This is a genomic window from Brevundimonas sp. CURTG3B2_SDJG, assembly GCF_057364705.1.
In genome coordinates this window covers 1-13,311 of sequence record NZ_JBNFOJ010000057.1, presented here as the reverse complement: position 1 = coordinate 13,311, position 13,311 = coordinate 1, and the positions used below count along the sequence as shown (strand labels likewise).

Sequence of the window (13,311 nt, the reverse complement as noted above, 5' to 3'; positions counted from 1 at the left end):
ACCCAGGGGCAGGGAAGCGTGCACCGCCCGTTCGAGCGCGGGTCCCGTATCGGCGACGGTCGCGGTCCGGCCGGAAACGACCTCAAGGATGGGCTCTCCCGATCTGACCACCCGGCCTGGCCGCAGAGGCCGCGCCTCGGTTGCGCCGGCGACCGTCACGACGGGGGAGATCAGGCTGCGCGCGCCCTCGGCGATCCGCTCAAGGTCGAGCGACAGCAGCAGGTCGCCCGTGCGCACCGCGTCGCCTTCGGCGACGTGGGCGGTGAAGCCCTCGCCGGCGAGCGCGACCGTGTCCAGGCCGACATGGATGAGAACCTCGACACCCTCGGCCGACCTCAGGGTGATCGCGTGGCGGCTGGACGGGAGGCCGGCCACCACGCCGTCGAAGGGGCGCGCGGACGTCGGCTTCGGTCGGGTCGATGGCGACGCCCGGGCCCACCATGCCGCCGGCGAACGCCTCGTCGGGAACCTCGCCCAGGTCGAGCAGCCAGCCGCCGAAGGGCGCGTGGACGATCAGATCGGTCACGGCCGGGCCTCGAGCTGAACCCAGTCCAGGCCCCACATCGGGTCCAGGCCGTGCTGGGCGAAGCGCAGGCACAGGTCGTGCCGGCCCGCGCGGTCGGGCAGATCGCCGGAGAGGACGGTGAGCTCAGGGCTGCCGGCGGCCGCGGCCAGCGGAACGACCAGCGCGGGCTCGCCTTCGCAGGCCCCGACGAAGACCTCCAGCTCGCCGTCGGGCGTGCGGGGGCGGGCCAGTCTGATCTTCTCGCGGTCGCGCCGATCTGGAAGTTGAAGGGAACCTGGCCGACGGCCACGCGCAGGGTCGCGCCGCGGGTCAGGTCGGCCTGCTGATAGGTCCAGCAGGGGTTCATGATGTCCATCATCAGCGACGGCCGCTCGCCCTCAAGCGGGGCGTCGTCGATCAGGGAGAGGACCAGGCCCGCGCTGCACAGCTTCAGTTGATGATCGTACCGGCGCTGGCCGTCGGCGGGCAGGGCGCCCGGCCCGCGTCGAGCGCGCTTTCGGCGTAGTCGATCCCCAGGGCGCGATAGCGGGCCAGCTGGGGCCGCAACCGGGCCTGGAAGCTGTTCCAGTCCAGCCGATCGTGATCGCTCCAGGCGATCTCGGCCACGGCGGCCAGGCGGGGGAAGGCCATGTATTCGACGCGGCCCTCGTCGCGCATGTGCTCGGTGAACAGATTGGCCTGCAGGCCCAGGACATGGCCGGACTGCTCCGGCGTCATCTCGGCGGGCGTCGGATCGAAGGCGTAGATCCGCTCCAGACCGACCACCTCGCCGCGGCCGGGCGAGCCGTCGGCGGCGCTCTGCCGGTTGTCGAGATACAGGGTCGGGGCGGGCGACATCACCGTGTCGTGCCCGAGACGCGCGGCCTCGATCGCGCCAGCCACGCCGCGCCAGGACATCACCGTCGCGTTGGGCGCCAAGCCGCCTTCGAGGATCTCGTCCCAGCCGATCATGCGCCGGCCGTGGGCGTTCAGGTGACGCTCCAGCCGGCCGATGAACCAGCTCTGCATCTCGTTCTCGGTGGCGGCGCCGACCTCGCGCATGCGCGCCTGGGTCCGCGGCGAGGCCTTCCATTGGTCCTTGACCGCTTCGTCGCCGCCCAGGTGGACGTACTCGCCGGGGAACAGCGCGACCACCTCGTCGAGCACGTTCTCGAGGAAGGCCAGGGTGCTGTCCTCGGTGTTGAACAGGTTGGGATAGACCCCCCAGTCGGCCGGGACCGCGGGCATGGCTGAGCCCGGCGCATCGGCGACGGCGAGCTCGGGATAGGCGGCGATCGCGCGCTGGCGTGGCCCGGGACGTCGATCTCGGGAACGACGACGATGTTGCGGGCCTGGGCGTAGGCGACGATCTCGCGGACCTGGTCCTGGGTGTAGAAGCCGCCGTGCAGGCGCGGCCGCCCGGTCGCGGGATCGATGTCCGCGGCCGCCGCGGCGCCCGCCGGCACGCGCCAGGCGCCCACCTCGGTGAGGCGGGGATAGCGCCTGATCTCCAGCCGCCAGCTCTGGTCGTCGGTCAGGTGCCAGTGGAAGACGTTCAGCTTGTGGACGACCATCCAGTCGATGAAGGTCTTGATGAACTCGGGCGACTGATAGTGGCGGGCCGAGTCCAGCATCACGCCGCGCCAGCCGAAGCGGGGCGCGTCCTGGATGGTGGCCGCCGGAATCCGGATCGGTCCGGGCTCGGTGTTCGCGGTGGCGAGCTGCCACAGGCTGACCCCGCCGTACAGAAGACCGCCGAAGTCGGCGGCGGTGATCCTCGCCCGGTCGCCGGCCACGTCCAGGACGTAGCCGTCCTTTTCCGCCGCGCCGCGCCGGAAGATCACGCTCCGCGGCTGCTCGGCTGCGACGCGCACCTGAAGATCCAGGCCGCGGGTCCGGCGCATCAGGTCGGCGAAATACTGGGCCGCACGCCGCGCCTCGGCGTCGTCGGCGGGCACGGAGATCGTCGTCGCGCCATCCAGGACGAAGGCGGCCGACGATCGGGCCGTGACGTTCGCGGGCGCGGGAATGACGCTCGTCGGGTCCTGGGCGGGATCCTGGGCAGGGGCGGCCGCGCCCAGAAGGGACGCCGCGAGGACAGCCGCGGCCGAGCGGACGAGCGGGGTCATGCGCTCTCTCCTGTTACGGACGAAAAAGGGCGGAGAGAGCGATGCCATGGCCGCATCCTGCGGGAGGCGGCGCGGCCATGGCAATGCGCCTCTGCGGGACGGTCCTGGACCGTCCCGGCCATCAGAACTCGACGGCGAGGGTGGCCATCAGCTTGCGGCCGGTGCGGTAGACGCCGCGCGGCAGGTTCACCGTGTTGGCGTAGGCGTAGTACTCGCTGTCCAGCAGGTTCTGCCCCGAGATCGTCAGGCTGACGTTGTCGGTGATGGCGTAGCCCGCCGTGGCGTCCAAGGTGTCGACGTCGCGCACATACATGGCGTCGCCCCGGTCCAGGCCCGTGAAGTACCGCGAGCGCCAGGTGTAGGTGGCCCGCACCGAGAACGGGCCGTTCTCGTAGAAGGGGCTGATGTTGACCTGGTGCTTGGAGTTGAACGGCAGGTCCTGGCCATTGTCGGCCTCGCCGTCGACCAGGGTGTAGTTGGCCAGGAGGCCGAACCCGTAGCCGTAGGTCTGCTGGTAGGCCAGCGAGAGGCCCTTCAGTTCGGCCGAGCCGGCGTTGGTCGGGCGGCTGATCTGATAGGTGGTGACGGCGTTCTGGGCCTGGTTGAAGTGCTGTTCAGGCGCGGTCTGCTGCAGGATGTAGTTCGAGATGTCCTTCAGGAAGATCTCGCCCGACAGGATGGCGTTGGGCGCGAAATACCACTCGGCGGCCAGGTTCAGGTTGGTCGATTCATAGGGATCGAGGTCCGGGTTGCCCCCGCCGCCGGTCAGGATCTGGTCGGAGAGCCAGAAGTAGTTGGACATGTCGGCGTAGTTCGGCCGGGCGATCACCTTGGCGGCCGCCAGGCGGACGATCACGTCCTCGGCGACGTTGAAGGCGACGTTCAGGGTCGGCAGGAAATCGTCGTATTCCTTGGAGCGGACCTCCCAGGCCCAGTCCGCCGCCGTGACGCCGCAGCCCGTCGCCGTCTGGTTCACGCAGACGTAGCCGCCGCTGTCCGATTCCGTGCGGACGTAGCGCAGGCCGATGTTGCCGCGCATGAACTCGTTCTCGAAATTCGCCTGGCCGTACAGGGCGTGAATCGTCTCCTGGACGTTCCAGTTCTGGGCCGTGAACTCGGCGTTGCCGAAGACGGTCGGCGTCGGGGCGGGCTGCCAGGGCCGCAGGTAGCCGCCGCTCTGGATGTAGTCGGCCAGGGCGCCGCCATCGATGCGGAAGCGGCTCGTCATCTGGGCGTTCACGCCGCCGAAGCCGTCCAGATAGTTGCCCGGCACCTGGCTGGGATTGAACAGGGCCGCGCTGTCCGGATCACCGTAAATCTGGACGGTGACGCCCGACATCCGCTGATCGGTCTCGTGCTTGCGGTATTTGTAGCCGAACTGCAGGCGGTCGAAGAAACCTTCCCGGATGAAGCCCAGGTCGACCTGGCCGTAGGTCTCCTCGTCGGAGGTCGGCTTGGAGACGATGTTGCCGCCCCAGCCGGCGTTGTACCCCGCCGGGCCGACCGAGGGATCGCCCGCGCCCCAGCCGCCGTCGAACGAGAATTTCGAGGCGTTGCCGAGCACGTCGCTGTTGGCCGGGTCGGTGTAGGTCAGCACGCCCGGCGACCCCGGCGCGCGGTGAAGTCGACGGTGTAGTCGGCCCAGTTCAGGAACTCGCCGAACAGCTGGCGCTGGGTGCCGCCGTCGGCCTTGCTGTAGCCGATGTCGGCCGACAGGTCCCAGGTCTCGGCCGTCCATTTGCCGTCGAGGTGGTAGCTGTCGATCGTCATCGAGGCTTCGCGGTACTGCACATCCAGCACGCTGAGCGCGTTGTTGAACGAGGCGCTGCGAATGACGCCGTCCTCGATCTCGATGTCGGTCAGGGCGCCCAGGCTGTTCCAGGTGTTGCCCTGGAAGGCGAACAGCGACTGGTTGGTGTTGTCGTAGTCGGCCTCGACGTGCAGCCAGTCGAAATTCAGGTCCAGCTGCTCCACCGGCCGCCATTGCAGGGCGACGGTGTAGCTGTCGCGCTCGCGCTGCTGCTCGAAGAAATGGGTGCCGAACGAGTTCATGCCGCGGGCGTTGGGATTGGCCAGCAGGGTCGAGGCGCAGGTCCCGACGCAGTTGCCGTTGGCGATGGAGTTGCCGCCGGGGTTCTCGGGGTTGCCGCCGGCGTAATAGCTGGCCGGGATGGTGCCGTAGGACTCCAGCCCGTCGCGACGCAGGTTGTCGGTCGCGTGCTGGTAGGAGACCAGCACCCCGAAGGTGCGGTCCTCGTTGCGCCAGCCGCCCAGCAACGAGAACTGCAGGTCCCCATCTTCGGAGCGGTCGTTGTACAAGTAGGTCGCCGCGCCCGACAGGGTGGTGCGGCCCAGATCGAGGGGGCGGCGGGTGATGACGTCCACGGTGCCGCCGATGCTGCCCTCGTCGATGCGGGCCTCGGGCGACTTGAACACCTCGACGCGGCCGACGATCTGCGGCGCGAGCAGGGCGTAGTTGAAGGTGCGGCCCGGCTGGTCGAGGATGAACCAGTCGGCCGAGGCGACGGTCTGGCCGTTCAGCAGGGTGCGGTTCAGCGCGGGATCGGTGCCCAGGATCGAGACCTTCTCGCCCTGCCCGAAGGCGCGGTCGACGGTGACGCCCGGAATGATGGTGATGGCTTCGGCCACGTTGGAGCTGGGGAACTTGCCCACGTCCTCGGCGGTGACGACGTCGATGATGGCGTCGGCCTCGCGCTTGGTCTCCAGGGATTGTTGAAGGGACGCCCGGATGCCGGTGACGATCACCTCGTCCAACTCGGACGGATCCTGGGCGCTCGGGGCGTCCTGGGCGAAGGCGGCGCCGGCGACGAACAGGGCGACCGCGCTGGCGGACCCGGCGAGCAGGCAATCACGAAGTCTCATAGCGGCTCTCCCCATCTATAGGACTTGCCCCCGCAAGCCCTGAAGGCCTTTTGCAGACCAATATGAAATCTGGATCGCCTGTCAGAACCCACACGACGGGGCGATGAAGGGAGACTTTCATCCAAATGTCGTCTTATGCAAGACCAAAATAATAATTGGGCTTATCATTTTTCGCCAAATGGTTCTTGATTGGTAGCACGTGATGAGGTCAGATGGGCGAGTGAAGCCGACGAGCGAGAGGGGGCCGGTCGTGTCATTCGTGGATGTCGTGGGGTCGTTGGACCCCCATCGCCCGACGCCGCTGTACCAGCAGCTGCAGCTGGCGGTGCGGGAGGCGATCGTCCGGAGGACGCTGAGGCCCGATGAGGCCCTGCCGCCCGAGAGGGACCTGGCCGAGGCGCTGGCGGTGTCGCGGATCACGGTCCGCAAGGCGTTCGACGGCCTGGTGGCCGAAGGGCTTCTGACGCGTCGGCAGGGGGCGGGCACCTTCGTCGCGGCCCGGGTCGAGAAGAGCTTCTCGAAGCTGACCTCGTTCTCGGAGGACATGGCCGCGCGGGGCCGAAAGGTCAGCAGTTCGTGGCTGAACCGCAGCGAAGGGGCGGTGACGCCCGAGGAATCGCTGACGCTGGGCCTCAGCCCCGGCGCCGCCGTCTATCGCTTCCACCGGATACGCTATGCGGACGAAGCGCCGATGGCGTTGGAGTACTCCACGGTGCCGGCCGCCTGCCTGCCCGGGCTCGAGGCGGTGGGGGATTCGCTCTACGACGCGCTGGCCGAGGCGGGTTGCCGTCCCAACCGGGCCCTGCAGCGTCTGCGCGCGGTGCTGTTCACGCCCCAGCAGGCGGAGCTGATCGGCGTGGTCCCGCCCGCCGCCGGCCTGCTGATCGAACGCCGCGCCTTCTATAACGGCCAGGCGGTCGAGGTGACGCAGTCCTACTATCGCGGGGACGCCTACGACTTCGTCGCGGAACTGAACGACGGTCCCGCCTGATGGGGTTCGAGGACACGCGCATGTTCGCCGAGGCCGCGGAGGCGCCGGCGGTGGTCGCCGCGCAGCTTCGCGAGAACCGGGCCCTGGTGCGCCGGGCCGCCGACCGGCTGCGGAAGGACCCGCCGACGGCGGCGCTGATCTGCGGGCGCGGAAGCTCGGACAACGCCGGCGTCTACGCCCGCTACCTGATCGAGGCGCAGACCCACGTTCTGACCAGTCCCGTCCCGCTGGCGGTCAACTCGGTCTACGGCGGCACGCCTTGCGTTCCCGGCGCGATCTGCCTGGCGATCTCGCAATCGGGCAAGAGCCCCGACCTGAACGCCGCCGCCGCCGCCGCGCGCCGCGGCGGGGCGTTCGTCATCGCCCTGGTCAATGCGGAAGGCTCCGACCTGGCCCGGAACGCCGACCTGACCCTTCCGCTCAGGGCGGGCCCCGAGCGGTCGGTCGCGGCGACCAAGAGTTTCATCGCCAGCCTGAGCGCCATCGCCGACCTGGTCGCGGAGTGGACCGGCGACGCGGAGCTGCGCGCGGGCCTGGAGGCCTTGCCGGACCGGCTTAGCGACGCCTGGCGTCAGGACTGGACCGCGGCCCTGCCGACGCTGCGAGGCGCCTCCAACCTGTACGTCGTCGGGCGGGCGACCGGCTATGCGGTGGCGCGCGAGGCGGCGCTGAAGCTGAAGGAGACCTGCGCGCTGCACGCGGAGGCCTTCAGCACCGCCGAGGTCCGGCACGGTCCGATGGCCCTGGTGCAATCCGGCTTCCCCGTCTTCATGCTGGCCCAGGCGGACGCCACCCGTCCGGACAACGCGGCGCTGGCCGGGGATTTCGCCGAGCGCGGAGCCTCGGTGATGGCGGCGGGCCTGCCGGGCGTGAAGGGCGTGCTGCCGCTGCCGGCCGTTTCGGGCCACCCCGCCCTGGAGCCGATCCTTCTGATCCAGAGCTTCTACCGCCTGGCGGCCGAACTGTCGGTCGCGCGGGGCCTGGATCCCGACCAGCCGCCGTACCTGAAGAAGGTCACGGAGACCGTATGATGCGAACTCGCCTGGCCAACGGCCGCGTTCTGATCGAGGGGCGTCTTCGGGACGGCGTGGCGGTCGACATCCGGGACGGCGTCATCGTGGCCGTGGGCGCGACCGATGCGGGCGGCGTGGACGAGGAGATCGACCTGGCCGGCGACATTCTCGTCCCGGGCTTCATCGACACTCAGGTCAACGGGGGCGGCGGCGCGCTGTTCAACGCCGATCCTTCGCCCGACTGCATCGCGACGATCGGCTCAGCGCACAGACGATTCGGCACGACCGGCTTCCTGCCGACGCTGATCAGCGACGACCTGGACGTGGTCGATCGCGGGATCGACGCGGTCGAGGCGGCGATCGCGCAGGGACAGCCGGGCGTCCTGGGCATCCATATCGAAGGGCCCTTCCTCAGCCGCGGCGCCACGGGATTCACGACGCGTCGAAGATCCGGGTCCTGGACGAGACCATGATCGAACGCCTGACCCGGCTGAGGGGAGGGCGGACGCTGATCACCCTGGCCCCGGAGACGACGACGCCGGAGACCATCGGCCGCCTCGTCGCGGCCGGCGCCATCGTCGCGGCGGGCCATACCGACGCGGACTATCCGACCATGCGGCGGGCGCTTGAGGTCGGCGTCACGGGGGTGACCCACCTGTTCAACGCCATGTCCCCGATGCTGAACCGCGCGCCGGGCGTCGTAGGCGCCGCGCTGGAGGATCAGACCGCCTGGTGCGGCCTGATCGTCGACGGGCACCATGTGGATCCCGTCGTGCTGCGGCTGGGACTGCGCTGCCGCCCGCTGGACCGGTTCATGCTGGTCACCGACGCCATGCCGAGCGTGGGCGTGGACGCCGATCATTTCTACCTGCAAGGCCGCCGGATCGGGGTCGAGGACGGCGTCTGCCGCGATGACCGCGGGGTCCTCGCCGGATCGGGCCTGGACATGGCGCAGGCCGTCCGCAACGCGATGCGGCTGTTGGGCGTCGATCTGGGCCAGGCGATCGGCATGGCCAGCGGAGCGCCGGCGGCCTTCCTGGGACAGGCGGATCGGAGGGGCCGGATATCGCCAGGCCATGTGGCGGATCTCGTCTCCCTGGACCAGGAGCTCGCCGTTCGCCGGACCTGGATCGCCGGGCGGTCCTGACGGGAGCCGCCGTCGCGATCCGAGGCTTTCGCCACGGCCAGATTCGCCTGAGCTCGCGCCCTCAGGAACGCGTCAGCCGCCGCCCGGCCGGGCCGTCAGGGCCATCCGGACGAGGGCGGACAGGCTGTCGGCCTTCATCTTCTCCATCACCTTCGAACGGAAGATCTCGACCGTCCGTGGGCTGATGTTCAGTTGAAGGGCGATCTCCTTGTTGGACAGCCCTTCGGTGACGGCGTCGAACACCTGGCGTTCGCGCGGCGTCAGGCGGGCCAAGCGGCTGTCGATCTGCTGGACCTGCTCGTGCTGCGCCGACAGGTCCGCGAGCTGGTCCAGGCATCCGCGGACGGTCTCCAGGATCCGCACCGGCTCGAACGGCTTCTCGATGAAGTCGACGATGCCGGCCTTCATCAGTTGCACAGCCATCGGCACGTCGGCGTGACCGGTGATGACGATGACAGGCCAGGTGCGGTCGCCCATCTCCTTCAGCCGCGTCACCAGCTCGGCGCCGTCGACGCCCGGCATGCGGATATCGGTGATCACGCACGCGCTCGGATCGGTCGGCAGATTGGCGAAGAACTCGGCGCCGTTGGCGAAGCCGCGCGTCCGGATGCCTTCGCCGCGCAGAAGTCGCAGGAGCGAATCCCTGACGGCGGCGTCATCCTCGACGACAAAAACCGAGTGTTCCGTCATGCGGCCTCGACCTCCCTCGGAAGCTGAACGGCGAAAGCGGCTCCGCCGAGGTTGCTCTGTCTGACCACCAAGCTGCCGCCGTGGCTCTCGACGATCTTGCGGGTGACCAGAAGGCCCAATCCCATCCCGCTCGACTTGGTCGTCATCATCGGCTGGAAGATGTCGTCGACCCGATCGTCGGCGATGCCCGGACCGTTGTCCTCGACCGTCACATGATAGCCGGCGTCGCCCATCGAGCGGCCGGTGATCAGCACCACGGGATCGGGACGATCGGAGACCGCGTCCACGGCGTTTCGGACCAGATTGATCATGGCTTGTTGGAACTGGATGCGCTCCGAGCGCACGATATCATCCGCGCTGTGAATGTCGGTGCGGATTTCGACCCCTTTCTCGCGTCCGATCAGGGCGAAAGCTTGGCTAAGATCTTCAATCATGGAAGAAACTTTCTCTTCCTCAAGCGATCTCGAATCCGCGGCGAGAAGCTCCCGCATCCTGCGGATGATCTTCCCCGCCCGGATCACCTGCGCCTTGGCCAGCTCCAGCGTCCGCCCTGCGCTCTGGCCTAGAAGTCCCGTCTTCTCGATGTCCCTTTGGCTGGCGTGCATGTAGGTGGCCGCGGCGCTGAGAGGCTGGTTCAGCTCATGGGCCAGCGTCGCCGCCATCTCGCCGAGCGAGTTCAGGCGCCAGACATGGTTCAGCTGGACGTCCAGATCCCTGGCCCGGGCCATCGCCGTCTCGGCCTCCGTCAGATCGGTCAGGCAGACGGCGGCGTAGTCGCCTTCGGGCGCCTCGGGCGTCACGCCGAGCTGCAGGTTGAGCAGAAGCGGAGTCCCGTCGGATCGACGCGCGGTCCATTGCCCCGAGGGGGGCTTGAGCGGACCGCTCGACGCCTGGCCGTCAAGCTGAAGCAGGTCGAAGCCTTCCACCAGGTCGCCGAACGGCCGTCCGGCGACGTCACGGCTCGAGACCCCCAGCAGGGTTGAGGCCGCGGGGGTGAGGCGCCGCACGTCGCCGCGCCTGCCCAGGATGACCACCGGCACGGTGGCTAGAACGGTGTCCAGAAGGGCGTTCCGGCCCGTCAGGCTTTTCGCCAGCTCGATGGACCGCCTGTGCATGCGCCGCTGCGCCCAGCAGATCTCGCCGATCAGCCAGCCTTCGACGACGAACAGGCCGGCGTTGACGAAGGTGTCCACCAGGCCTTCGCGCGGCACCAGAAGGACGTTGCCCAGGACGGACAGCAGAATGGCCACGGCCGTATGGGTGCGGCGCGCCAGCATAGCCGTGACGACCACGGCCGGAACCATCGGCAGATAGTAGAACTGGCCGAAGACCTCGAGCGCGCTGCGCAAGGCGAAGCAGGCGATCACGGAGACGACGGCCAGAAGATAGCCGCGCCATCCTTGATAGCTATGTGTCGTCGTCAGGGAGATCACGATCTCCGCCGCGGAACGCTTGACTGTCACGGTCTCCGTCGATCCCGAAGGGGAGCTGCGCCTCTCCTGACCGGGCCCCTCAACCCGGCCTGAACGGCATAACAGGGTTGGAACTAAGGGGAAATACGTACGTAGAGATACTTATCCACAGTCGGCGGCGCCCATGGCGAGGCGGCCGCCCCGTTCCGTCAGCTGACAATTCTATGAAGTTGTTCGGCGAAAATGAACATCGTCTATTCAATACGTAGACATACGTATCCGTACGCGTTTCTACCTACGCGCTGATTTACGAAGAATATTACCGTTACCCCGATGTTGAGAACAACAACCAGGGGTAAGAATGTCCTTCGCTATCTATTCATGGCGCCAGAACGGCGCCTTGGTGCTGTCTTCCGGCTTCGCCGCCGCCAGCCTGTTCGCGAGCGGCCCGGCGTGGGCGCAGAGCGTGGATTTCGAGGGCCAGGTCGCCATCGGCAGCGAATATGTCGGCAAGGGTCTGGGCAAGAGCGACGGCGAGGTCGCCGTGTCCGGCGAGATCGAAGCGGGCTTCGGCGACTTCCACGCCGGCGTGTTCGCCTCCACCGCCAAGCTGTCCCAGGGCTCGGACGCGGAGATCATCACCACCGTGGGTTGGGCGCCCGAGGCCGCCGGTTTCACCTTCGATTTCTCGGTCCTTAACCGTGACCTGCCGGGCGCCGCCGCGGGCGTCGATCCGAACTACTGGGAATACCAGGCGGACGTCTCGCGCGACGTCGGTCCGGTCAGCGCGCGCTTCCGCGTCAACTGGACGCCGGATGGCTTCGCCGGGACCGAAGAGGCGTGGTGGGTCGAGCTGCAGGGCGGGGTGAAGCTGGCCGCGCCGACCAAGGCGACCGCGGCCGTCGCCACCCGCCGAGCGCACGGCGGCGCGGACTACACCGCCTGGAACCTGGGCGTGAAGCACAAGCTGACCAACGCCGTCGCCCTGGATGTCCGCTGGTTCGACACCGACGAGCACGACCTGGGCGAACCCTACGACGGCCGCCTGGTCGGCGCCCTGTCCTACGCCTTCTGAACCCCGACGCTTCGCCTACCGAGGACCTGCCCGTGACCTTCCTGAACAACATGCCGGTCGGCCGGAAACTGTTCCTGGCCTTCGCCGCCGTCCTTCTGACCACCATGGTCATGGGCGCGATCGTCTTCCTGCAGATCATGGCGCTGGACGGCGCCCAGCAGGAGCGGTCCAAGGCCAACGCCATGACCCGCAACGTGCAGGCGGCGGAGTTCTATCTGGCGCGTCAGGAGAACAGCTTCCGCGGCTTCCTGCTGTCGGGGGACGAGTACTACATCGAGCGCGCCACCGCGCACCGGGCGTCGTTCAAGGCCCGGCTGGCCGAGATTCATCAGACGGCCTCGCCCGACATCCAGTCCGCGCTGGACGCGGTCACGCGCACCTCGGACGCCTGGTTCGAGCATGTCGTGATCGGCGGCCGGGACCTCTACCGCAATCCCGAGAGCCGGGAACGGGCCATCGTGATGGTCGGCCGCGACGGCTCGGCCGACAAGATCATGGAGCCGGTCGAGACCGCCATGGAGGCCGTCAAGACCGCCAACGAAGCCGAACTGACCCGGGTCCGCGCGCAGTACGACGCCACCCTGACGGCCGTTCGCTGGACCTTGGCGGGCGGCGTTCTGGCCGCGTGCGTGATCGCCTTCCTGGTCGGCCTGGTGCTGACCCGCGCCCTGACCGGACCGATCCGCAACATGATCGGCTACATGGACAGGCTGCGCGGCGGCGACACCAACTTCGAAGTGCCCTGCGTCGTGCGCAAGGACGAGTTCGGCAACATGGGCGTGGCGGTGGTCGCCTTCCGCGACGCGGCCGTCGACAAGGTCCGCATCGAGGCCGACGCGGCAGCGCACCGCGCCCAGACGGAGCAGGAACGCGCCGCCAACGAGGCGGCCAAGGCCCGCGAGGCCGAGGAGGATCGCATCGCCATCACCGCCCTGGCCGACGGCCTGTCGGCCATGGCCGACGGCGACCTGACCTATCGCATGACCGCCCAGGTCGCACCCAAGGCCGAACAGCTGAAGGCGGACTTCAACTCGGCCGTAGGCCAGCTGCAGCAGGCGGTCTCGGTGGTGGTGACCAATGTCGCGGCGATCCGCTCGGGCTCGGGCGAGATCAGCCAGGCCGCCGACGACCTGTCGCGCCGAACCGAGCAGCAGGCGGCGAGCCTGGAAGAGACGGCCGCGGCGCTCGACGAGATCACCGCCACAGTGAACAAGACCGCTTCGGGCGCCCGCCAGGCCTCGGGCGTGGTCCAGGCGCGCGCGGCGACGCCGAGACCTCGGGCGCCAATCGTGCGCGACGCGGTCTCGGCCATGAGCGCGATCGAGGAATCGGCCCGGCAGATCAGCCAGATCATCGGCGTCATCGACGAGATCGCCTTCCAGACCAACCTGCTGGCCCTGAACGCCGGGGTCGAGGCCGCCCGCGCCGGCGAGGCGGGCCGCGGCTTCGCGGTGGTGCTCCAGTCG

The 13,311-nt window shown here is 68.7% G+C and carries 9 protein-coding genes and 4 pseudogenes; 6 read left to right on the top strand and 7 right to left on the bottom strand.

Annotated features, from left to right (window positions below):
* Both AC2W7C_RS05785 and AC2W7C_RS05780 read right to left on the bottom strand, forming a co-directional pair.
* A pseudogene (locus tag AC2W7C_RS05785) lies at nt 1-381 on the bottom strand (PTS sugar transporter subunit IIA); the annotation flags it as partial.
* Between the two features lie 25 nt (nt 382-406).
* Nucleotides 407-526, bottom strand: a pseudogene (locus AC2W7C_RS05780) (PTS glucose transporter subunit IIA); the annotation flags it as partial.
* A 50-nt stretch (nt 527-576) separates the two neighbouring features.
* On the opposite strand from AC2W7C_RS05780, the gene AC2W7C_RS05775 reads away from it, so the two are divergent.
* Entirely contained in the window at nt 577-852 is a 276-nt protein-coding gene (locus tag AC2W7C_RS05775; protein WP_486000585.1) for a hypothetical protein, read from the top strand.
* A gap of 103 nt (nt 853-955) precedes the next feature.
* Here AC2W7C_RS05775 and AC2W7C_RS05770 read toward each other — a convergent pair.
* The 3 genes and pseudogenes from AC2W7C_RS05770 to AC2W7C_RS05760 all read right to left on the bottom strand — a co-directional run bounded on the left by AC2W7C_RS05770 (nt 956) and on the right by AC2W7C_RS05760 (nt 5,517).
* Nucleotides 956-2,634 (bottom strand): annotated as a pseudogene (locus tag AC2W7C_RS05770) (beta-N-acetylhexosaminidase).
* A gap of 121 nt (nt 2,635-2,755) precedes the next feature.
* Nucleotides 2,756-4,231, bottom strand: coding sequence for a TonB-dependent receptor (locus AC2W7C_RS05765; RefSeq protein ID WP_486000584.1), 1,476 nt, complete (start codon nt 4,229-4,231; stop codon nt 2,756-2,758).
* Nucleotides 4,225-5,517, bottom strand: coding sequence for a TonB-dependent receptor (locus tag AC2W7C_RS05760; RefSeq protein ID WP_486000583.1), 1,293 nt, complete (start codon nt 5,515-5,517; stop codon nt 4,225-4,227). Before AC2W7C_RS05760 ends, AC2W7C_RS05765 begins: the two co-directional genes overlap by 7 nt.
* Before the next feature lie 250 nt (nt 5,518-5,767).
* On the opposite strand from AC2W7C_RS05760, the gene AC2W7C_RS05755 reads away from it, so the two are divergent.
* The 3 genes and pseudogenes from AC2W7C_RS05755 to nagA all read left to right on the top strand — a co-directional run bounded on the left by AC2W7C_RS05755 (nt 5,768) and on the right by nagA (nt 8,668).
* Nucleotides 5,768-6,508 (top strand): GntR family transcriptional regulator, encoded by a 741-nt coding sequence (locus tag AC2W7C_RS05755; RefSeq protein WP_486000582.1) that lies wholly within the window; start codon nt 5,768-5,770, stop codon nt 6,506-6,508.
* A 20-nt stretch (nt 6,509-6,528) separates the two neighbouring features.
* Entirely contained in the window at nt 6,529-7,539 is a 1,011-nt protein-coding gene (locus AC2W7C_RS05750; RefSeq protein ID WP_486000581.1) for an SIS domain-containing protein, read from the top strand.
* Nucleotides 7,539-8,668: pseudogene (gene nagA, locus AC2W7C_RS05745) on the top strand (N-acetylglucosamine-6-phosphate deacetylase). The gene AC2W7C_RS05750 and the pseudogene nagA overlap by 1 nt, the downstream one beginning before the upstream one ends.
* A gap of 72 nt (nt 8,669-8,740) precedes the next feature.
* Here nagA and AC2W7C_RS05740 read toward each other — a convergent pair.
* Both AC2W7C_RS05740 and AC2W7C_RS05735 read right to left on the bottom strand, forming a co-directional pair.
* On the bottom strand, nt 8,741-9,358 hold the full coding sequence (locus AC2W7C_RS05740; RefSeq protein WP_486000580.1) for a response regulator transcription factor: 618 nt from the start codon (nt 9,356-9,358) through the stop codon (nt 8,741-8,743).
* Nucleotides 9,355-10,821, bottom strand: coding sequence for an ATP-binding protein (locus AC2W7C_RS05735; RefSeq protein ID WP_486000579.1), 1,467 nt, complete (start codon nt 10,819-10,821; stop codon nt 9,355-9,357). The genes AC2W7C_RS05740 and AC2W7C_RS05735 overlap by 4 nt, the downstream gene beginning before the upstream one ends.
* A gap of 352 nt (nt 10,822-11,173) precedes the next feature.
* Here AC2W7C_RS05735 and AC2W7C_RS05730 point away from each other — a divergent pair, with 352 nt between their 5' ends.
* Both AC2W7C_RS05730 and AC2W7C_RS05725 read left to right on the top strand, forming a co-directional pair.
* Complete coding sequence (locus tag AC2W7C_RS05730) at nt 11,174-11,845, top strand: TorF family putative porin (RefSeq protein WP_486000586.1); 672 nt, start codon at nt 11,174-11,176, stop codon at nt 11,843-11,845.
* 32 nt (nt 11,846-11,877) lie between these two features.
* Nucleotides 11,878-13,311 (top strand): methyl-accepting chemotaxis protein (locus AC2W7C_RS05725; RefSeq protein ID WP_486000578.1); only part of this gene is annotated, 1,434 nt, incomplete at its 3' end.